Origin of the sequence: Candidatus Poriferisocius sp. (genome assembly GCF_965202595.1) — a bacterium.
In the GTDB taxonomy this organism is placed as follows: domain Bacteria; phylum Actinomycetota; class Acidimicrobiia; order Acidimicrobiales; family Bin134; genus Poriferisocius.
The window spans coordinates 2,346,193-2,366,839 of sequence record NZ_OZ241836.1; the positions used below are offsets into that span (position 1 = coordinate 2,346,193).

Annotated in this window: 17 protein-coding genes; 6 read left to right on the plus strand and 11 right to left on the minus strand. The window is 63.9% G+C overall.

All coding sequences use genetic code 11. The features are described 5' to 3' along the window. Positions 1–73 precede the first annotated feature (73 nt). Positions 74–343: a WYL domain-containing protein gene (locus ACOGXC_RS10625; protein ID WP_419920060.1), complete on the plus strand. Its 270-nt coding sequence runs from the start codon at positions 74–76 to the stop codon at positions 341–343. Between the two features lie 271 nt (positions 344–614). Then, positions 615–4,217, plus strand: a complete 3,603-nt coding sequence (locus ACOGXC_RS10630) for an indolepyruvate ferredoxin oxidoreductase family protein (RefSeq protein WP_419918169.1) — start codon at positions 615–617, stop codon at positions 4,215–4,217. A 77-nt stretch (positions 4,218–4,294) separates the two neighbouring features. On the opposite strand, the gene ACOGXC_RS10635 is transcribed toward ACOGXC_RS10630, so the two are convergent. From ACOGXC_RS10635 to ACOGXC_RS10670, 8 genes are all read right to left on the minus strand, one after another. Next, positions 4,295–5,365 (minus strand): ABC transporter permease, encoded by a 1,071-nt coding sequence (locus tag ACOGXC_RS10635; RefSeq protein ID WP_419918170.1) that lies wholly within the window; start codon positions 5,363–5,365, stop codon positions 4,295–4,297. Positions 5,366–5,393: 28 nt separating this feature from the next. Continuing rightward, positions 5,394–6,521, minus strand: a complete 1,128-nt coding sequence (locus tag ACOGXC_RS10640) for an ABC transporter permease (RefSeq protein WP_419918171.1) — start codon at positions 6,519–6,521, stop codon at positions 5,394–5,396. A 47-nt stretch (positions 6,522–6,568) separates the two neighbouring features. Continuing rightward, positions 6,569–8,425 carry an ABC transporter substrate-binding protein gene (locus ACOGXC_RS10645; RefSeq protein WP_419918172.1) on the minus strand — a complete coding sequence of 619 codons (1,857 nt, stop codon included), beginning with the start codon at positions 8,423–8,425 and terminating at the stop codon, positions 6,569–6,571. Between the two features lie 71 nt (positions 8,426–8,496). Next, positions 8,497–9,270 (minus strand): 4'-phosphopantetheinyl transferase family protein, encoded by a 774-nt coding sequence (locus tag ACOGXC_RS10650; protein WP_419918173.1) that lies wholly within the window; start codon positions 9,268–9,270, stop codon positions 8,497–8,499. Positions 9,271–9,326: 56 nt separating this feature from the next. Then, positions 9,327–10,385, minus strand: coding sequence for an ABC transporter permease (locus ACOGXC_RS10655; protein ID WP_419920061.1), 1,059 nt, complete (start codon positions 10,383–10,385; stop codon positions 9,327–9,329). Position 10,386: 1 nt separating this feature from the next. Next, positions 10,387–11,340: an ABC transporter permease gene (locus ACOGXC_RS10660; protein WP_419918174.1), complete on the minus strand. Its 954-nt coding sequence runs from the start codon at positions 11,338–11,340 to the stop codon at positions 10,387–10,389. Between the two features lie 141 nt (positions 11,341–11,481). Next, a complete protein-coding gene (locus ACOGXC_RS10665; RefSeq protein ID WP_419918175.1) occupies positions 11,482–13,338 on the minus strand; it encodes an ABC transporter substrate-binding protein in 1,857 nt (618 codons plus the stop codon). Between the two features lie 139 nt (positions 13,339–13,477). Next, entirely contained in the window at positions 13,478–14,011 is a 534-nt protein-coding gene (locus tag ACOGXC_RS10670) for a hypothetical protein (RefSeq protein WP_419920062.1), read from the minus strand. A gap of 158 nt (positions 14,012–14,169) precedes the next feature. On the opposite strand from ACOGXC_RS10670, the gene ACOGXC_RS10675 reads away from it, so the two are divergent. Beyond that, the gene (locus ACOGXC_RS10675; RefSeq protein WP_419918176.1) at positions 14,170–14,523 is read left to right on the plus strand and encodes a hypothetical protein; all 354 of its coding nucleotides are present in this window, start codon (positions 14,170–14,172) and stop codon (positions 14,521–14,523) included. 82 nt (positions 14,524–14,605) lie between these two features. After that, complete coding sequence (locus tag ACOGXC_RS10680) at positions 14,606–15,808, plus strand: CaiB/BaiF CoA transferase family protein (RefSeq protein WP_419918177.1); 1,203 nt, start codon at positions 14,606–14,608, stop codon at positions 15,806–15,808. A gap of 97 nt (positions 15,809–15,905) precedes the next feature. Here the strand turns inward: ACOGXC_RS10680 and ACOGXC_RS10685 are convergent, their stop codons facing one another. The 3 genes from ACOGXC_RS10685 to ACOGXC_RS10695 are packed head-to-tail and all read right to left on the minus strand — an operon-like array spanning position 15,906 to position 18,242. Continuing rightward, positions 15,906–17,012: an isopenicillin N synthase family dioxygenase gene (locus ACOGXC_RS10685; protein ID WP_419918178.1), complete on the minus strand. Its 1,107-nt coding sequence runs from the start codon at positions 17,010–17,012 to the stop codon at positions 15,906–15,908. A gap of 22 nt (positions 17,013–17,034) precedes the next feature. After that, entirely contained in the window at positions 17,035–17,499 is a 465-nt protein-coding gene (locus ACOGXC_RS10690; protein WP_419918179.1) for a VOC family protein, read from the minus strand. Then, positions 17,496–18,242 carry a class II aldolase/adducin family protein gene (locus tag ACOGXC_RS10695; protein ID WP_419918180.1) on the minus strand — a complete coding sequence of 249 codons (747 nt, stop codon included), beginning with the start codon at positions 18,240–18,242 and terminating at the stop codon, positions 17,496–17,498. Before ACOGXC_RS10695 ends, ACOGXC_RS10690 begins: the two co-directional genes overlap by 4 nt. Before the next feature lie 102 nt (positions 18,243–18,344). On the opposite strand from ACOGXC_RS10695, the gene ACOGXC_RS10700 reads away from it, so the two are divergent. After that, the gene (locus ACOGXC_RS10700; protein ID WP_419918181.1) at positions 18,345–19,343 is read left to right on the plus strand and encodes a ketopantoate reductase family protein; all 999 of its coding nucleotides are present in this window, start codon (positions 18,345–18,347) and stop codon (positions 19,341–19,343) included. Positions 19,344–19,392: 49 nt separating this feature from the next. Continuing rightward, complete coding sequence (locus ACOGXC_RS10705; protein ID WP_419918182.1) at positions 19,393–20,577, plus strand: alpha-hydroxy acid oxidase; 1,185 nt, start codon at positions 19,393–19,395, stop codon at positions 20,575–20,577. Positions 20,578–20,647 lie beyond the last annotated feature (70 nt).

The following is a 20,647-nucleotide window of genomic DNA, read 5'->3' on the forward strand; positions in this document are numbered from 1 at the left end:
AACGCAACCTATGCTAGTTTTTACCGAAATCCAGTCGGAGGAAGAAACTACTGACTGGCGACCAGCGCGCCATATGACCACATGGCAAGAAGGCTTGCCGATTGAACTGATCCGCTTCGCTGGAGCGAACCGCCTCAAGGTCACAATTAATTACCGCGCACTGAAAGGACGAGTCGGGCCGCGAACCGTTGAACCTTACTCCTTGCGCTACTCGCAACAGGGAAACCTCCTTGTCATGGTGGTCAACGACCAAAGTCAGATCCGAAGCTACCGAGCTGACCGGATTGCTAGTGTGCGTATAGAACCCGAGAGTTTCTTGCCCCGATACCTCGTTGAATTCTAGAAAACATACCCACTTCCTCTAACCAGTACATCCACCCTGAACGACACTGACACAGCCCAAAATCCACAAAATTGCGACGGCTCAAGATCAATGAATTATACTTAGAAATGTATTGACCATTAGCCACTTGAATTTATGCTTATGAGTTATATGCTAACTGCTTGTACTATTGTGGTTCCGACTATAGTACTGTATACATTCTTTGTATGTAAAAAATCATGAAATTACTGTAATTGATTTTATTGACCATTCTCCCTAGACTGGCTTACGCATGACGGCCACCGAGCCGAGCCTCAGCTACCAACTTTCCGACCGCTACACCAACGAGTACGGGACGGTCCTGCTCACCGGTATACAAGCCATGGCTCGGCTCCCGCTGGAGCAACTCCGGGCCGATCGGGCTGTGGGACTGAATACCGCGGTGTTCGCGGCGGGCTACCCCGGCTCGCCGCTGGGCGGGCTCGACTCGGCGCTGGAACGGGCCGTGCGGGAATCGGGGGAGGGGGCCGTCACGCTGCGGCCCTCGGTCAACGAGGAGTGTGCCGCCACCGCGGTGATGGGCAGCCAGCTCGCCGCCTCGAGGCCCGATGCCCGCTTCGACGGTGTCATCGGCATCTGGTACGGCAAGGCCCCCGGAGTGGACCGGGCCACCGATGCCATCCGCCATGCGACCTTCGCCGGTGCCTGCCCCAACGGCGGTGCGGTGCTGCTGGCCGGCGATGACCCCAACGCCAAGTCCTCCACCCTGCCGTCCACCTCGGCCGGGGTGCTGGCCGATCTGCACATCCCCGTCCTGTACCCCGGCGATCCCGCCGATGTGCTGGAGCTGGGCCGCCACGCCATCGCCATGAGCCGGGCCACCGGCCTGTGGGTGGGGATGAAGATCGTGGCCGACGTGGCCGACGGCTCGGCCAGCGTGAGGCTCGACCCCAACCGGGTCGAACCAACCATACCCCTGCACGAGGGTGCACCCTACCGGCACCGCCCCGACCCCCGGCTGCTCACCCCCTACACGCTGGACATCGAGCGGGAGATAGTCGAGGTCCGCACCGATCTGGCCCTTCGCTACGCCCAGATGAACCACCTCAACCGGGTGGTGGTGGACTCTCCCGATGCCTGGATCGGGATCATCTCCTCGGGTATCACCTACTGGGAGGTGCGCGAGGCGCTGGAGGTGCTCGGCCTGGGTAGCGACGAGAAGCTGGCCGACTCCGGCATTCGCCTGCTTCGCATGGGGATGCCCATCCCGTTCAACACCTCCACCATCCGGGAGTTCGCCACCGGCCTGGAGGAGATCCTCGTCATCGAGGAGAAAACCCCCAACGTGGAGTCACGGGTCAAGGATGCCCTGTACAACACCCCCCACCGACCCCGGATCGTGGGTGGGTTCGACGAGTTCGACCGGCGCCTCATCAAGAGCCACGGTGCCCTTCACGCCGACGATCTCATCGAGCCGCTGCGCAGCCGGCTGGCCCGGTTGTCCGACCGGCTGGCCCCGGTGCCCCGAGTCCGGGAGCGCATACCTCTGAGCGTCAACCGCACCCCGTACTTCTGCTCGGGATGCCCCCACAACCGCAGTACCGTGACCGGCACCGACACTGCGGTGGGCGCGGGCATCGGCTGCCACACCATGATCCTGCTGGGAGGCGAGTCCCGCTACGGCGACATCGTTGGGCTCACCTGCATGGGCAGCGAGGGCACCCAGTGGATCGGCATGGCCCCGTTCGTGGACACCCCCCATCTGATCCAGAACATGGGCGACGGGACGTTCTTCCACTCCGGGCAACTGGCGATTACCGCGGCCATAGCCGCCGGGGTGAACATCACCTACAGGCTTTTGTGGAACGGTGCGGTGGCCATGACCGGGGGGCAGGATCCCACCGGCGGCATCGGTCTGGATCGGGTTTGCCGGGTTCTGCTGGCCCAGGGGGTGGCCCGCATAATCATCACTTCCGACGACCCCGATCGCACCCGCCGCTCGGGGCTGCCCCGGGAGGTGGAGGTCAAGAACCGCACCGAGCTGGCCGGAGTCCAAAAGCAACTGGCCGGGGTGAGCGGGGTGACCGTGCTCATCCACGACCAGAGATGCGCCGCCGAGCTGCGCCGGGACCGCAAGCGGAACCGGATCCCCCAACCCCGAACCCGGGTGGCCATAAACCATCGGGTTTGCGAGGGGTGCGGACACTGTGCCGAGATATCCAACTGCCTGTCGGTGCAACCCATCGACACCCCGTTCGGCCGCAAGACCACCATCGATCAGGACAGTTGCAACGTGGACCTGTCGTGCCTGGAGGGAGACTGTCCCGCGTTCATCACCATCCGCCGCCCCCGCCGGCGCTGGTGGCATCCAGACCGACGCTCAGCCCCCGTGGCGGTCACCCCACCGGTGCCCCCCACACCCATCCCGGCCCCACCGGAACCGGCCGGCACCGATGTGAGCATCCGCATCACCGGAATCGGCGGCACCGGGGTGGTCACCACCGGCCAGCTAATCGCCACCGCGGCCATGCTCGACGGGTTCGACGTGCAGGGTCTGGATCAAATCGGGTTGTCGCAGAAGGCCGGACCGGTGGTGAGCGATCTGCGCATCACCCGAAACGGCCGCTCGGGAAGCAACCGGCTCGGCGACCACCAGGCCGACCTGCTTTTGGCCTTCGACCTGCTGGTGGCGGCATCGGATGCCGGTCTGGACACGACCGACCCAACCCGCACATCGGTGGTGGGATCGCTGGATCTGGTACCCCCCGGGGTCAAGACCGCTCATCCCGAGATCGACATGCCCACCGCCTCCGAGTTGCTGGAGCGATTGCAAACCGAGACCCGGCCCGATGCCCGGTTCTGGGCCCGGGCCTCCGACCTGGCCCAGGCGCTGGTGGGCGACACGGTGGGGGCCAACGTATTCGTCGTGGGCATGGCCACCCAGACCGGGTTGCTACCGGTATCGCCCGAATCCCTGGAAACCGCAATCGCACTCAATGCGGTGGAGGTGGAGATGAACACCGCCGCGTTCCGCTGGGGCCGGTGGTGGGTGGCAGATCAACCCATGGTGGAGCAAGCTGCCGCCCGCGGCCCAAAATATGCCCCCGCCGGCACCCCGGCCACCGGAGGAACGCCCAACGACGCCGCGTTGAAAGGACGTTCCTCTATCCCCGAACCCGCCAGCACCCCCGCCACCGGCGGAATGCCCAACCCCGGAAACCGGGCCGTTCTGGGACAGGAGCTGAGCGACCGCATCGAAGGTTTGGCCAACGGCGACACCGTGCTGGGGGCCGCGGTGGAGATGTTCGGCGCGGAGCTGGTGCGGTTCCAAAACCGGACGCTGGCCGGCCGCTATCTGGACGGGATCGCCGAGTTTGCCGCGGTGGAGCGCCGGGTGAACCCGAACTCCACCGCGCTGGTGACGGCGGTGGCTAACGGCCTGTTCAGGCTGATGGCCTACAAGGACGAGTACGAGGTGGCCCGATTGCTGCTCGACACCGGCGGGCACGCCCCGGCCCTGGCCGCTTCCCAACCCGGGGACCGGCTGGCCTGGCAACTGCATCCACCCATCCTGCGAGCCCTGGGCCGGAGCAGCAAGATCTCCTTTCCGGTAAGGCGATGGAGGCCACTGATCGGTTTGCTGGCCCGGGCCAAGCGCCTCCGGGGCACACCGTTCGACCCCTTCGGTCGGGCCGGAATCCGCCGGCAGGAGCGCCGGCTCCCCGGCGAGTACCTAACCGCTCTTCGCCACGCCACGAAGGGGGCCACAACCCCTGACGACCTGGCCCCCGCCGTGGCCATCGCCGAAGCCGCCGACCTGGTCCGCGGCTACGAGGACATAAAGCTGGCCAACATCGAACGTTTCCGATCAGCCATAAAAGCCGACAACAAATAACCGATCAGCCATCAAGGCCGACAACAAGTAACCGATCAACCATCAAAGCCGACGACAAATAATCAACGAATAACCGATCAGAGCTGGGTTTCGCGGGGGTCCCAGCGCTCGCGAGCCTTGTCTCCGATCCGGTTGAGGGCGAACACTGTCATGAACATCACGATTCCGGGTACGAACACTATGTGGGGATGGTCCTGGAATCGCTCGAAGCCCCCCCTGATCATGTTGCCCCAGGTGGGTTCGGGGGGTTGGATGCCCACCCCGAGGAAGCTGAGCGAGGCTTCGGCCACGATCAGCACCGCGGTCACCAGAAAGGCATACGATGCCAGCGGCAGAGCCACGTTGGGCATCAACTCCCGGAATATCACCCGCCGGTTGTCCGAGCCCATGGCCTTGGCGGCCAGAACAAACTCCCGCTGGGCGAATGTCAACGTGTTGGCTCGGGACAACCGGATATAGGTGGGAATACCCAGCAGCGATAGTTCCAACGCCATGGTCCACTGGTTCTGGGTGAACACCGTTGCCACCGCCACCAGCAGGATGAGCGGGGGGAAAGCCAGAAGGGAGTCGGCCAGGATACCCACACCGGTATCCAACGAACCCCGGAAGTAGCCCGCGGCGATACCGATCACCCCGCCGATCAGGATGCCGATGGCCACCGCGCCCAAGCTGATGATGAGCGAGGTGCGGGCCCCCCACATGACCCCACCCAGGATGTCGAGTTCCTGGCTGTTGGTACCGAACGGATGGCGGGAGAACAGATCGGGGCGGAGCCGCAAACCCTCACCGAAGGAGTTCTTCACCAGCTTGGATTCCGGCAGGGGCAGCCACGACACGGTGATGGCCGACAACCCAATCATTACCAGCCAAATCCCCGACAGCCATGCCGAGGTGTCGAAACCCGCCCCCCATCGTTTCTGGCAGGCGGCATCCAAACCCAGGTAGGCGGCCACGATACCCACCAGGACCAGCAGAACCCTGATCTCCGCGGTGGTGCCGTTGAGTGTTTTGGTGCCGATAAAGATCAAAGCGATACCGATGGGCAGCAGCAGTGCCAGCCAGAACGGCCTCGGCTCGGAACTGCGGGCCCGAATCTCCGGCTCGAACGCGGCCATAGGCTCGGCAGCGGCCATAGGCTCGGCAGCCATAGGTTCGGAGGAAGCCGCAGTCGGCACCTCAGACACGGCCTCGCCTGATTCTGGGATCCAGATACTGGTAGGAAATGTCAATAACAGCGTTCAGCAGCACATAGGCCACCGCGAAGACCAGCACCCCACCCTGCACGATCGTGTAGTTCTTGGTGAGCACACCCATCGCCACCACCAGCTTGCCCAAACCATCCAGCCCGAAGATGACCTCGATGATCAGCGTGCCCCCAATGAGCCGGCCCAGGGTTATACCCGCAATGGTGATGAGCGAGAACGACGACGGCCGCAGGGCATCACGCAAAAGGATCCTCCAAGTGGGCATCCCCTTAGCCCGCGACGACAGCACGAACTGCTCCTGAAGCGTGGAGATCATGTCGGCTCTCAACAGGCGGGTGAATATGGCTATCTCGGTGATGGCCAGGGTCAGCGCGGGTAAGAACAACGACCGGAGTTGCTCCCGCCAGTTGTCGTCATAACGGTGGGATGCCGTGCGGGGGAAGTCGGGCCACTGGACGAATACCCAGGACATGAGTCCCGCAGCCACCAGCGCGGCGGCGGCGTACCCCAGCCAACCGGATACCTCGAAGGGGTCCTCCCAGTATCGGGTCACGGCCAGGTAGCCCAACCGCAGGACGATAAGCCCTACCCCTACTAACCACAAGTAGCGGGGAACGGATTCCCTGAACACGAAGAAGAAGATGAACAGCACACCGGCCAAGAACGGCGGAACCGATATGAAGCCGAACATGGTGCCGCTCACCAGCCGATCGGCTCGATTCCCGGCGGCATGGGCCGACCACACCCCCAGGAACAGGGAGATCACGATGGACATGCCCAGAGCCATGGCCGCCAACCGCAAAGTGGGTCCCACGCTGACCTGCAACAGGTCGGAAACCGGCTGGTTGGGGGGCTTCAGTGACTGGCCCAGGTCGCCGGTGAGCGCGCTGCCTATCCAGTCCCCGTACCGCTCGACTATGGGCTTGTCCAAACCCAGCGACTTGCGGATCGCCTCCAGGTCTTCGAGGGTGGCATCCGTCCCCAACGCCGCGGCGGCCGGGTCGCCGGGTATGAGGTCGATCATGAAGAACGTGGCCAAAGAAACGAGGAAGAGCACCGGCACGAGCCGGACCAACTTCAAGCCGATCGCTCGCAGCACGGTGCTCTTCCCCCTGGAGTTCTATGAACCCGGTTGACCGGTTGGGATCAGTTCTCCATGTAGGCGTTGCCGAACAGGAACAGGGTGGTCATGCTGCGCTGCACACCCTTGATGTTCGGGGCCAGTGCCAGACCCTCCTCGTTCACCGACCAGATCACGCTGGGTAGGTGCTCGGCCCAGAGGCACTGCACCTCGGCCAGCGCCGCCCGCTGGTCATCCAGGGTGACGGCCTTGTACAGATTGAGCAGCGCGGCATCCATGTCCGGGTGGCTGAAGCCGGTCCGGTTGGACGTGCTCTCGGAGTGGAAGTTCTGGTTCACTGCCGATATCCAGGAAGCACCGTCCATGTTCACACCCCAACCGGCGACCTCGTAGTCGGCCTGGACTATGACCCGGGGAATGAGAACGGTGGTTATGCCCCCGTACTCGGTGGTCACGTCGAAGCCCACCCGCTCCAGCAGACCCTCCAGGGCCTGGCCGATGGCGGGGGCGGGGTCCTGATCGGTGTAGACGAAGAACAGCGACCCGTCCCAGCCGGTTTCATCCTTGACCTCCTGCACCAGCGCTGCGGCGGCATCGGGATCGTACTGCGGCTCCCCATCGGCGCATTCCTGCATCTGCGGCGACCACAGCAGTGTTCCCTCGTGGGCCAGGGCGTTGGTCACGACACCCTTGCCCTCGAACGCCCGATCGTTGATGATCTGCCGGTCGATGGCGTGGTGAATGGCTCGGCGGATGCGGATGTCCTGACCGATCCGGTCGGCACCTCGCACCCCGTTGTTGATGAGGAACACCCCGCCCACGTTCTGGATCTCAGTGTTCAACGACGCACCCGCCTCGCGGGCATCGGCGAACACCCTGGGATCCCGGAGGAAAGCGGCGTTGAAATCACCGGCCTGGAAGGCCTCCCAGTTGGCCGTGGAGCTACCGGGGAAGGTGAACTCGATTTCCTCGATGCACACCGGGCCGCCCCAGTAATTGTCGCGGGCCCGGAGCACGGTCTTGACCGAGGGTTCCACCTCGACCACCTCGTAGGGGCCGAAGCTGGCTTTGTTGATGAGATCGGGGCTAACCGCCATCCGGTTGCGGACCAACCTCTCCGCGCTGGTCTCCTCGGTGGCGTTGCCCGACTCCTCCTCCAGCAGTTGGGCGATCACCCGCGGGTTCACGATCATGCCGGCCTCGTCCCCCAGAACCAGCGGGAACGTGGTCCAGGGGTCGGTGAGATGAAAGACAACGGTGTTGTCGTCGGGCACCGTGGTGGCCTCGAAATCAACGATTCGCAAGGAGCCTTCGATGGTGTTGGTCACACCGTTGCCCCGCCCCTCCCTGAACCGTTTCATGGAATCCACCACGTCCTGGGCAACCAGGGTTTCGCCGTTGCCGTAGGTGATTCCCGAGGGGATCTTCAGCGTCCACTGAGTGAAGTCGTCATTGGGGGTCAGCGACTCGGCCACGTGGCCGTTGTAAACACCGGCATCGGGATCAAAGGTCATCATGACATCCCACACGTTCACGAGCTGGGTGCCACCCACCAGCGAGCCGCTGCTGGCGGTTGGATCCAGGCTGGAGTTGGGTGAGTACACCGCGTAGTTGATCTTGGTGCCCGGTACCGTGGCCTCGCAGCCACCGGCCAGCTCCTCCTCGGAAGGTACTGCGGGCTCGCTGGCCCCGTCATCCTCCACCGGAGCGGACACGCTGCTGTCCCCACCATCGTCATCGGACGGAGCGGGTTCTTCGCCATCATCATCGGACGGAGTCGAGGGCTGCTCTTCAGCCGCCTGGGTGGGATCCGGCTCGCCCGAGCCGGTGGACACCCCACCGTCGTCGTCATTTCCGCATGCCGCGGCCACCAGACCGCATGCCAGCAGCAACGCCAACAGTTTCAAGAACCGTGAACGCATGAATAATCCCCCTCTTGGTATAAGGTCACGACACTTTAGGGAACCAGGCCGGCGCTAGCAACCTACGGACCCTACAACTCCGATCCCCTGACTCCGGGATGCCCATTGCTATAGCCCCGTCCCTCAACCATGGGAGGCCCATTGCTCACCTCATGGGCCATGGCCGCCGCGAACTCCCCAGTGCTCAGATCCTCCAGGTGCCAGGTGGTGTCGGGAATCTGGGGGAACCGGCAAACGCTGCTTCGGGCTCCGCGCCGTACTTCCCCGGGGATCTCGAATCGAGACAGCGCCCGGGCGGAGGCAATGCCCCGGCCCTGGGCTTTCGCCACCGCCTCCTTGAACGTCCAGAGGCGCAACAACAGCCGAAATCTCTGGTCATCCTCAAGCTGCTCGAAATCAGCCTGCTCATCAGGGCTGGAAATAGCCCTGATCACTGCGTCGGGATCATGGCGACGCAAAGCACGATCCTCGATATCCACCCCCAGTTGCCCACCAGCAGCCACAGCCAACAATCCATACCGGCCGCTGTGGCTCACGCTGAAGCTCAGAGGCACCGGATTCCCATCCACTTGGGCCGTGGGTTTGCCCTGCTCAGCGGCCGTGAACCTCAACGAGTCGTTGGCACAGCCGGTCAGACGGTGGATAACAGCACGGAGCGCAGCGCGACACAGCAGGAATCGCCGCCGAGCATCAGGGGATTCAGCCCGCTGATGACGCGAGCGCTCCCGGTCGTCGAGCCAGCCCCAAGCTTCGACCTCGTGACCCTCGTGGGGGGCCAGATCGACAGAAAAAATCGCAGCGCCATCTATCTCCCTGAACAACCTCCACCAACGAGAGGTGCCCATACTGAGAGGCACGGGCCGGGGAGCGGTATCCACGAACTACCAATCGACCCGCCTGCTCAGAGCTTGGTTTCTCGGGGATCCCAGAGGGCCCTGAGGGATTCCCCGATGCGGTTCAGCGACAGCACGGTGAGGAACATGAGAACTCCGGGCACGAACACGATGTGGGGGGCACCCTTGAGCACGGTTTGCTGGCGCCCCTCGCTGATCATGTTTCCCCAAGTCGGGGTGCTGATGGGATCGATCCCCACGCCCAGAAAGCTCAACGAGGCTTCGGCCACTATCACCACCGCAACGATGATGATGGCGTAGGAAGCCAGAGGCAGCGCCACGTTGGGCATGATCTCCCGAAAGAGAATGCGATTGCTGGTGGATCCCATGGCCCTGGCCGCGGTGACAAACTCCCGGGCAGCGAAGGTCAACGTGTTGGCACGGGCCAGCCTGCCCATGGTGGGGATGCTCAGCATGGAGAGCGCCAGCGTGACGATAAGAACGCTGCCGCCAAAAATAGCCACGATCGTAAAGAGAAGGATCAGAGCCGGAAACGCCAGGATGGAGTCGGTGAGCACGTTGAATACGGCTTCGGGAACCCCTCGAAAGTAGCCGGCAACCAAACCGAGAATTGTTCCCACCGCCAAACCTATGCCCACCGAACCCATTCCCACTATGAGCGACACCCTGGCCCCCTGGATGGCCTGATTCATCACGCTCTTGCCCACACGATCGGTGCCCAAGGGCTCATGGGTACTGAACTTCGGCGGCTGCTCCCGGTTCGAGAAATCGGCCGTCAGGTTGTCGAAAAAACCCGCGAGCTGCAACAGCACGAACACGACTACCACAACCATCCACGCCACCGACATCCATGTGGCGGGATCAACCTGGGAACCGAACACTCCCATGATGAGCATCCCCAGGCCGGTAATCAAAGCGTAGAAACCGGCCAGGGTAACTATTACCTGGAACCACGCGTTGCTGTCGTACAACACGTTCAACTGCACCAGCAAAAGGGGCACTCCCAGGACGACGCGGATGCTGCCCTCAAGCAGGTTGCGTCTGCGGCGCTGCCGCTCGGGGTCGATTAGGAGGGGCGGTGCCATGGCGGTGGCCGGCGGTGCCATATCAGCCACGCCTGATCCTCGGATCCAGGAGCGCATACGTGATCTCAACCAGCAAGTTCAACAGCACGTAGGCGACCACCACCACGATCACCAATCCTTGCAACATCACAAGATCGTTGCCGGTGATCGAGTCCACCATCTTCCTTCCCATGCCGGGGATAGTGAACAGCACCTCTATGATGACCGTCCCCCCGATGAGCCGCCCGGTGCTGACTCCCGCCAGGGTGATCAGCGAGAACGAGGACGGGCGCAGGGCATGCCGGAACAGAATGTGAGTGGGCGACATACCCTTGGCCTTGGCGGTGAGCACGAAGTCGTTCTGAAGTGTGGCCATCATGTCGGCCCGCAACAGGCGCTGGAATACGGCGATCTCGGTAAGCGAAAGGGCAACAACCGGCATGATCAGGCGCTGTATGTGATCCCACCAGTTCCATTCGGTGAGCCGGGTCCATCCCTGGGGCGGCAGCAGGTCGAGCTGGTTGAAAAGGATTAGAACCAGCAGGATTCCCACCAGGAACTGGGGCACCGAAATGGCGGCGAACGAGGCCGAGTTCAACGTTCTGTCGGCCCTCGAACCCGCCCGATAGGCGGCATACACCCCCAGGGGAATCGCGATTAGCAGCGCGAACGCCTGGGCCACCAGGGCAAGCTCCAGGGTGACCGGCAACCGGTTCCGCAACTCCGACACGACGGTCAAACCCGGGGTTTTTACCGACTCGCCGAGATCGCCGGTGACCACATCACCCAACCATTTGCCGTAGCGAACCACCACGTTGTCGTCCAGGCGCAACTCGCGGTTGACCAACTCACGCGCCCCCGGCTCCTGGGCCCGTTCCTGACCCAGCAGCCGTACCGCCGGATCACCCCCCAAGAACTCCACATAGGAAGAGGTGAAGAAGCTGACGATCAACAGCACGGGGATGAGCCTGATAATGCTGCGCCCGATGCCTTTCAACAGCACTCACCTCCCAGCGGGCCACTGCACGGTTGTCGAAGCACAATCTCCAACATCATGCTCCAACTTCATGCCTCGGCGAGGAAGGGGGATGAGCGCCGAACCGCACCCAACCCCCTCCGCCTCCAATCGAAGCTTGAGCTACCCCTTGGCGGTGAACGCCAGCAGGACTATGCCCGTTTCCGATTGGAAGATACCCGACACCTCGTCGGTGTAGTAATAACCGGTTTCCGGCTTGTCCAGGATGATGATGGGTACCTGTTCGGCGAACTTCCGCTGGAAGCGGCTGTACCCCTCGTAGCGCTCCTCGAAGGTAAGCCCTTGACGGCCCATCGTGAGCGCTTCGTCATACTCCGGGGAGCAGGCCTTGGCCCAGTTGCGGGAAGAAACCCCCTCGCCGCACACCCCGTCCTCGGGGGAATCGCCCCAGTACAGGTCGTACATGTAGTCGGGATCGGCCGCCGGTGCAGCCCATGGGTTGGCCAGAGCCTCACCCGCGAACACGGCGCTCACCATCTCACCCACCTCCGAACAGTTGGCGGTGGCGTTGATCCCAACCGCTTCCCACATTGCAATGAGGGTCTCAGCAGTCAAGACATTGGTCGGGTCGGTGGTGCACCAGGTTTCGAATTCCATCGGACCACCCAGGGCGGCCTCACACTCGGCCAGGGCCGCAGCCGCAGCTTCGGGATCGTAGCCGGGCAGGGTGGCTTCGGGGTCGTGCCAGGGAGAGCCTTCCCGCATCAACTGGCGCGGCACCGACCTCAAGCCATCCCAGGCAATATCATTGAGCGTGTCGTAGTCAACTGCGTGAGCCGCGGCCTGGCGGCAGGCTCTGATGTTGAACGGTTCCTTCTGGTTGTTGAGCATCCAGTAGCCACCGTGGTTGTCGGTACGGGTGACAGTGTTCACGCCGTTGTCCCTGGCGTCGTTCACGTTGATGGGGTCCCGGTCGAATGCGATGTCGAGATCGCCCGCCAAAAAAGCGTTGTACCGGGACGGATTCTCAACGATGGGCTTGAAGACAATCTTGTCCAGATACGGGCAGCCCGGCCGGAAATAGTCCGGGTTGCGCACCAGAACGGCCTCGTCGTCCTGCACCCAGGACTCGAAGATGAAGGGGCCGGCCCCTGCGCCCACCGGGTTCACGTTGAAATCCGAGTTCAAGCCGGTCTCCGGATCCTGACCGTCCTGGTAAGCAGTGGGGGACATCATCCACGCCAAGCGGTTGGTGAAGATCTGCGGGAACGTGGCGTTCACGGATGTGGCGGTGAGCACCAGCGTGTGGTCATCAACCTTGTCCATGTTCTCGATGAGGTTGGCCTGCGAGGCGGATTGCGATCCCGCCGCCGTCTGGTGGTGCACAATGTTCCACATGAACGCATCGGCATCCAGCGGCGTGCCATCGGTGAAGTTGATGCCCTCACGCAGTTTCAGGGTGAAGACCTGGCTGTCCTCGGTGGTGATGCTCTCCGCCAGACCGGGCACGATCTGGCCGGTGGTTAGATCCAGGTAGAACAGCGCGTCGTACAGGGCGGTCATCTGGGTGCCCCCCAGCGAGGCCCCTCCCTGAATCAGGGTTGGATCCCAACCGGTGATCTCACCGAACGTTCCCATGGTGAGGGTGCCGCCGGTGGGCCGGCCATCGCTGCACTCGGTGGTGAGGATGGCACCACTGGTATGGCCGGTGTTGCCCGTGGGCACGAGGCCGTCCCCAACCTCGTCTTCCGACCCTTCAATGGTTACCTGAATCTCCTCGGTGGGTTCGGGCCCAGCCTCGTCGGACGGGGCAGGAGCGGGCTCGGCAGGCTCCTCCGGTGCCGGCTCTTCCGGACCATCGTCACCGGTGTCACCGGGTTCCTGGACCGGAGCAGATGTCGCAGTCCCGGCCCCGGCCTCCATGCCCCCTGGGTCGTCGTCATCGTCATTGCCGCAGGCAACGGCCACCACCGACAGTGCCAGCAGGACGGCAACCAGCCTCAACCAGCGATACTTCATGAGAATGTCCCCCTCGGGTTCGTTGTGAACGGCCGGACCCAGCCCGGCTACAAGTTGTCAGACTTTAGGGACTCAATACGGTATTTGCCAAATGCCACCCGATCACCCAACCCATTGACCGGCGGATCACAAGTACTTCTCAACCGATTCGGGCCGCGGCCGGAGCCAACTCTTTTCCCAACCGGTCGGCAACACCTCTGAAGCAGGCCAGGGACTCGCCAATGGGATCGGGTATCTCATCGGCGGCTCGGCCCATGAACCGGGGATCGGACTCGCGCTCGCGCCGGGCTGCCAGGCCAGCCACCCATTGGCCCGCATCGACTCCGTTGCGAGCGCCCTCCGAAACAGCCAGCCGGGACAACTCAGCCGGCAGGAAAACGGCTCCCGCTTTTTGCCGGTTGCGGGCGGCTACTGCCCAGCCGTGGTTGCGGGTCATGGCCACGATCAAGTCGGCGGTGTCAACCAGGTAATGGGAGAGGCGACTGCTGCGATGGGTTGACAGATCCAGTCCTCGCTCGGCCATGGCGGCGATGGCATGTTCGTGGGCAGGCTGCCCGCTCCAGTCCATGGTGCCGGCCGAGACCACCTCCACCTCCGGCGCCATGGACGCGAACAGTGCCTCGGCCATGGGAGAGCGGCAGATGTTGCCGGTGCAAACGAAAAGTACCTTGATATTGGCAGTCTATGGCTCGGCTGCGCCCCCAGAACGGCTACGACACCAGAATATGATTGACAGCGCTTTGGCGATCCAATACGATTGAATGTGCCGTCGAAGCTGGCAAAGTCTTCGGACGACGGACTTCCCCCAAGCAAACAACCAGGGGAATCCCGATGCCGATCACGGAAATGCAACGCACGAGTCTGGCCAACCAGCTCATAGAGACAATCGGAGAGGAGAGCACTGATACCCTGATGCAGTCCCTCATCTTCGAAGGTCGAGACCAACTCGCCACCAAGGCGGACATCCTCGCCACCAAGGCCGACATCAAAGCCACCAAGGCCGACATCGCCGAGGTCAAGGCTGAGCTCAAAACCGACATAGCCGGCCTCCAGACCCAAATGGCCGAATTGAGAGCCGATCTCTTCGAACAGTTCTTCAAGCTCACTCGCTACCTCACCTTCTTGATCGTTGGCTCGATGGCCACCACGTGGGCCACCATGATCCCCCTCATCCTCGCCACCTAGCAGATCTCCCAGCACCGCCCTCCCCCGGAAGGAGCAACTGGCGGTATTGGTCTGATACCACCGCCTTTCTATGCTCATGCCCATGGCAGGACCGATGGATGGCGTGAAGGTAGTGGAATTGGGAGTGTGGGTGGCCGGCCCCGCGGCTGGTGGCATCCTGTGCGACTGGGGGGCCGACGTGATCAAGATCGAGCCCCCCTCCGGGGATCCGGCCCGGACCTTCCAGCGGATGCTGGGTGGAGACATGCCTACCAATCCGGTTTTCGAGCTGGACAACCGTTCGAAACGCTCGGTGGTCGTGGATCTGTCCCGCACCGAGGGTCGGGCCGTCGCCACCGACATCATCGCCCGCGCCGACGTGTTTCTCACCAACCTGCGGCTGGGCGCGCTGGACCGGCTGGGGCTCGACTACGAATCGCTGGCCGCCCGCAACCCGGCGCTGGTTTACTGCGCCATCACCGGCTACGGGGTGGAGGGCCCCGATGCCGACCGTCCGGCTTACGACATAGCCGCTTTCTGGGCCCGTTCGGGTATCGCCGCTCAACTCACCCCACCGGGCGGGGCCCTGCCCTTCCAGCGGGGGGGAATGGGCGACCACAACGTGGGCCTGGCCGGGGCGGCAGCCATCAGCGCGGCCCTGTTCCACCGGGAACGCACCGGCGATGGCCAAATGGTGTCCACTTCACTGTTCCGGGAGGGCATGTACACCATCGGATTCGACATCAACGTGCTGCTGATGTGGGGGTTGTCGATGGCGGTGGGAACCCGGGAGGCGATGGGCAACCCGGCCATCAACAACTACACCGCGGGCGGCGGGCGGCGGTTCTGGGTGGTTGGACTCGAAGGCGACCGCCACTGGCCTCCCCTGGCCCGAGCGGTGGGCCACCCCGAATGGATCGACGACGAGCGGTTCGCCACCGCCCGGGATCGAGCGATCAATGCCGCCGAGTTGATCGCCGCGCTGGACGAGGTGTTCGCCACCCGTCCCCTGGAGGAGTGGGCTGAAATCTTTGCCGCCGAGCCCGACATGTTCTGGGCCCCGGTGAATACTCTCGACGACCTGCTGTCCGATCCCCAGACCGTGCCGTCGGGAGCGCTGGTAGAGGTTCCCGACGGAGCCACCGGCACCACCATGCTGGCCACCCCGGTGGACTTCCACGGCACCCCCTGGTCACCCCGCAGCCTGGCCCCAACCCTGGGGGAGCACACCGACCAGATCCTGGCCGAGATCGGCCATAGCCCCGATCAAATCGCCCACCTCCGAGCCGGCGGCACCGTAGCCTGACCCCGATATAAGCGCCGCCAACCGAACCAACCCGTCCAACCTACCCCCCCCCCCCCCCGAACCAACCCGGAAGCGGTGGGCGCTGCGCTGGTGGGCATCAGCCGTAGTGGTGGGCGACGTTGTCCGGGTAGCTGCGCGAGAAGTAGTTCCAGAGTTGCTCGCCGTAGGTGGAAGGGCGATGGGAGCTGGCCATATCGCCCACGCCGCTCTCCGTTTCGACAATGCTGGCCATGAATCCAGCGGTTCTGTGATGCGGGCTGGCAGCCACCGCGGCTGCGAAACGATCATCGAGGGGCAGCGGAGCCAGGCTCACATCAAGAGAAGGGCCATGAAAATAGCCCGCGGAGTAACGTTCGCCGGCGGTGATCACCCGGTGGGCGGTGGCCACCAGGTAGTTGCCGGTCATGGCTTGAAGCGTCTCACCCAGGTTGATGACGAACGAACCTTCCACCGAGGGTACGTCGATCCACTGGCCCGCCTGGTTCTGCACTTGCAGGCCCGCGGTGGGACCCGGATCCAGCACGGTCAGAAAACCGGTGTCGTGATGCGCATTGACCCCGGCGGAGCCTTCCGGAGTGGGGGGATAGTGGATGAACTTGGCCAAAGACATGGTCTCATCACCGAAGTACTGCTCCAGGTAGTCCTCGGCCAACCCGAGCCCCAACGAGAGCAATCGCATCAAACGGTTGGCCAACCCTCCCAACTCGTCGAACCACTGCTTGGTCAACTCCTGATTCCCGGGCAGCACATCATCGGGCAGCCACTGATTGGGACCGAGCAGGCGCAGGTAGTAGGGCTCCACATCCTTGGGGCGGGCAGGCCACTCGGTCCACCAGTCGATCTGCTCCCGGATGTCGGGACGGTGGTTGGTGTACTCGGCTCCCACCGGTTCCCATCCCCGGAAATGGGGGGAGCGCCGCTTATCGATCATGGCCTTCTGCTCGCCGGGCAAAGCGAAGAATCGATGCATCATGTCGAAGATGGCATCGCGCAATCCGGCCGACACTCCGTGATTCACCACCAGCAAAAACCCGATCTCGTGGCAGATCCGGCCCAGCTCCTCAGCCAGCTCCTGCCGCTGTTCGGACGATCCCGACAACGGCTCCAGATCCAACACCGGAATCCGACTGAACACCCCCGGATCCACCACCGGAATCCGGCTGAACATCCCCGGAGAAGTCACCCGATCCAGCGTAGCGGTCATAACGATAAAACCCGGCCCGGCATCAGGCGAACACCCCACCGGAAAACCAGCGCTGGAAGGCCGGGCGCATGGCCGCATCGATCAGCTCGATCCTCTGACCTGTGGGAGGCATCAGGAAGGCGAAACCCTCCAGCGTGCCCCCGGTGCCGGCCCCGCCGTAGAGCAACTTGCATCCCCCGGCCTGGAGTGCGGCGATGTCGTCGTGCAGGTTCTCGGTCCAGTAGCCGAGGTGGTTCAACCCGCCGTAGAGGTCAACGTCCCAGAACGATCCCGGCGGACCGGAGGCCAACTCGATCTGCAACGGCCCGTCCACCGAGTAGGTGAACCGGACGGCGGCAGGCACCACTTCACCTTCCACCAACAGGTTCAAATCCACGCTCTGCACCGAGTGCCAAGCCAGCCCGGCGGCCTCCGAGATCTGGGCCATGGCCTCCTCGACATCGGCCACCACTATGCCTACGTGAAATGGATCGGTGAGCGCAATCATGCCAGCACCTGGAACGGGCGATCCTCGTCCGCTATCGCCTCGACGTGAAATGGATCGGTGTCGTTGGGGTGGGCATCCAGGTGACGTCGGCCCTGGCGGCGCATGAGGGTCCAGGTTTGCTCCAGGTAGCCGGCCTGCTCGTCCACCAGCTTCTTGAGTCCGAGCCGCAGGTCTTCGGGTATCTCCGGCGCTTCGGTGGGCTCCAGCATCACATCGAGTTGGGCCTGGTCCTCCAGGGTGGCATGGAGAGCAGCGGCTCGGGCCAGGGTGTCCCCCACGGTTATGGCTCCATGCCACGGGATGATCACCGTGTGATTGCTCTCTATGGCTGGTCCGATCGACTCGAACCGGTCGTCGGGGCTGAGCACCTGATCGTCGTGGAAGATGCAGCACAGGTTGTGGCGCATCTTCAGCGGTCGGGCCATCGAGGCCAGCGCGGTGATCCACCGTCCGTGACTGTGGACGATGGCGTTCACATCGTCACGGTGCTGGTACACCCCGGCGTGAAACTCGAACCCCAGGCTTACCTCCCGACTCCCCTCCAGCAGCTTGCCGTCGAAATCCAGCTTCATCACGTCGGCCGAGGTGATCTCGCCCAGGGTCCGGTCGAAGGCATTGATCCAGAATGCGTCCTCCCCGGCGGCCCGCATGCTCACATGACCACCGATGCCGGTATCGCACCCCCGAGCGGCCAAGGCGCGGCAAGCCAGCACAATATCGTTGACGATCTCCTGAGCATCCATGGCTCTAGGCTATGTCACAAATGCGAAATGGCCGATGACGACCGGGACAAAACCCATGCCCACCACCCCCCGAAACACACCACCACCAACGGAAAACGGCCGATGACGACCGTGGTTGTGCTGGGGGCGGGGGCATTGGGGTCGGTGTACGGGGCATGGTTCGCCCAAGCCGGGGCCGAGGTGACCCTTGTGGCCCGCCCGGCCCATGCCGAAGCGGTGAACCGGCGGGGGCTGCTGATCGACGATCAACCCCCCGTGGCGGTCAGAGCGGTCACCGATTCTGCCGAGGCCGGCGACTGCGACATCCTACTGCTGGCCGGCAAGGCATTCGACAACTCCGAACTGCTGGCCGGCTATCGAGGTTCGGCCCGAGCCGCCTTCTCGGTACAGAACGGGGTGCGCCAGGCCGAGCCCCTGACCGCGGCTTTCGGTTCCCGCGCGGTGGGGTGCGTGTCGCTGGTGGGGGGTACACTGGGCCAACCCGGCCAGGCCCATCACACGTTCGACGGTGCCACCCTGCTGGGTGATCTGCCCACCACTACCCCGGGCACGGCAGCCGCCATAGCCCGAGCCCTGCCCGGGCGCAACGTGGAGGTTCACGACGATATTGCCCCCGCACTGTGGTCCAAGGGGGTGCTGGCCGCGGCCGCCATGGGAGCAGTGGGGCTCACCCGCCTGGTGTACCACCGGATCTTTCTCAGGCCCGAGACCCGGGACGTGTTCTACGACCTGGCCTGCGAGTGCGCCTCCATAGCGTCGGCCGAGGGGGTGGAGCTGATCGATGGCCACGGTCCGTTTCAGGTTCGGGCCCTGACCCGGGAGAGTCGGGCCAAGGCCCACCAGCGGCTGACCGCGGTGGGTGAACGCATGGAGGCGGCGGGGCAGACCGAGGTGAGGGTATCCATATTGCAGAGCATCGACCGGGGCCGACCGTTCGAGGTGCAGGCGGTGTTCGGGGATCTGGTGGAAATAGCCGACCGCCATGATCTGGCGGTACCCGTGCTGCGAACCGTGACCCGGCTTTTGACCGCAGCCATGCCCGGAACCGGAACCGGGGCTAGGACCATGAGACTGGGACTAGACCCGAAACCCGAATCATGAGACCGGAACCTAGAACCGAGACCAAAACCACGAGACTGGGACTAGAACCATGAGATTTGGCGAGTTGAGCCGGATGCTGGCCCGGACTCCGAAAGGAGCCGGCCGGTGGCACACCTACGACGACTTCCGGCTAAAAGCCCGGCGATGCCTGCCCAAGATGGTGTTCGATTTCGTGGAGGGGGGTGCGGAGGGTGAGCTAACCATTGCCGCCAACCGGGCAGCCATCGACGCGGTGCAACTGGCTCCGAGTTTCCTGGTGAACGTGGCCGAGCGGGAGATGTCCACCACGGTGCTGGGCCGCCCGGTATCCCTGCCGTTCTTGCTGGCCCCCGCCGGGCTGGCCACGCTGGTCCACCGGGAGGGCGAGCTGGCCGCGGCCCGAGCCGCTGCCGCCGCGGGCACGGTGTTCGCCGTGAGCACCGGGTCGGGCTATTCGCTGGAGGACATCGCCGCCGCCGCCCCCGATGGGAGGAGGTGGTTCCAGCTCTACCTATGGCGCAGTACCGAAGTGGTCAGATCGCTGGTCAACCGGGCCCGGGATGCCGGATACGAAGCTCTGATACTGACCGTGGACGTGCCGGTGGTGGGCAAGCGGGAGCGCGACCTTCGCAACGGCATGTCGCTGCCTCCCCGCATCCGCTGGAACCGCGCCCTGGACACCGCCCGGCGACCCCGATGGCTGCACCAACTGGTGACCGGCCCGGACATAACCTTTGGCAGCCTGGTGGGGTTGGGCATCGGCAACGACGCCAGTGCCATAGGTGCCTACGTGGATCGCGAGCTGGCCGACCCATCCCGCACATGGGAAGACCTGGCGTGGCTACGAAGAGAGTGGGATGGCCCGCTGCTGATCAAGGGGGTCATCACCGTGGCCGATGCCGAAGCCGCGGTGCAGTGGGGTGCCGATGCCGTGATCGTGTCCAACCACGGCGGCCGCCAGCTCGACTCGGTGCCCGGTGCCTTCGCAATGCTCCCCCGAATTGCCGATGCGGTGGGCGACCGGGTTGAGGTGCTGGTGGACGGCGGGTGTCAAAGGGGCACAGATGTGGTGAAGGCTCGGGCCCTGGGGGCTAGAGCAGTGATGGGGGGGCGGAGCTGGTTCTGGGGCCTGGCGGTTGACGGCGAGGCCGGGGTTGCTCGGATGCTCGACATCTACCGAACCGACATCGACCGCACCCTGGCCCTGGTCGGTCGCCGCTGCTTCGACGACATCGGCCCCGACCTGCTGGCCTGACCCCATCCCTGCTGACCCCGTTCGGTCGCCGCTGCTTCGACGACATCGGCCATAACCCCATCCCGGGTCG

Coding starts and splice junctions, on each gene's coding strand:
- ACOGXC_RS10625 (WP_419920060.1), top strand. CDS start 74: ATGACCACATGGCAAGAAGGCTTGCCGATTGAACTGATCCGCTTCGCT.
- ACOGXC_RS10630 (WP_419918169.1), top strand. CDS start 615: ATGACGGCCACCGAGCCGAGCCTCAGCTACCAACTTTCCGACCGCTAC.
- ACOGXC_RS10705 (WP_419918182.1), top strand. CDS start 19,393: ATGAGATTTGGCGAGTTGAGCCGGATGCTGGCCCGGACTCCGAAAGGA.
- ACOGXC_RS10635 (WP_419918170.1), bottom strand. CDS start 5,365: ATGGCTGCCGAGCCTATGGCCGCTGCCGAGCCTATGGCCGCGTTCGAG.
- ACOGXC_RS10680 (WP_419918177.1), top strand. CDS start 14,606: ATGGCAGGACCGATGGATGGCGTGAAGGTAGTGGAATTGGGAGTGTGG.
- ACOGXC_RS10655 (WP_419920061.1), bottom strand. CDS start 10,385: ATGGCACCGCCGGCCACCGCCATGGCACCGCCCCTCCTAATCGACCCC.
- ACOGXC_RS10695 (WP_419918180.1), bottom strand. CDS start 18,242: ATGGATGCTCAGGAGATCGTCAACGATATTGTGCTGGCTTGCCGCGCC.
- ACOGXC_RS10690 (WP_419918179.1), bottom strand. CDS start 17,499: ATGATTGCGCTCACCGATCCATTTCACGTAGGCATAGTGGTGGCCGAT.
- ACOGXC_RS10650 (WP_419918173.1), bottom strand. CDS start 9,270: ATGGGCACCTCTCGTTGGTGGAGGTTGTTCAGGGAGATAGATGGCGCT.
- ACOGXC_RS10675 (WP_419918176.1), top strand. CDS start 14,170: ATGCCGATCACGGAAATGCAACGCACGAGTCTGGCCAACCAGCTCATA.
- ACOGXC_RS10685 (WP_419918178.1), bottom strand. CDS start 17,012: ATGACCGCTACGCTGGATCGGGTGACTTCTCCGGGGATGTTCAGCCGG.
- ACOGXC_RS10665 (WP_419918175.1), bottom strand. CDS start 13,338: ATGAAGTATCGCTGGTTGAGGCTGGTTGCCGTCCTGCTGGCACTGTCG.
- ACOGXC_RS10700 (WP_419918181.1), top strand. CDS start 18,345: ATGACGACCGTGGTTGTGCTGGGGGCGGGGGCATTGGGGTCGGTGTAC.
- ACOGXC_RS10645 (WP_419918172.1), bottom strand. CDS start 8,425: ATGCGTTCACGGTTCTTGAAACTGTTGGCGTTGCTGCTGGCATGCGGT.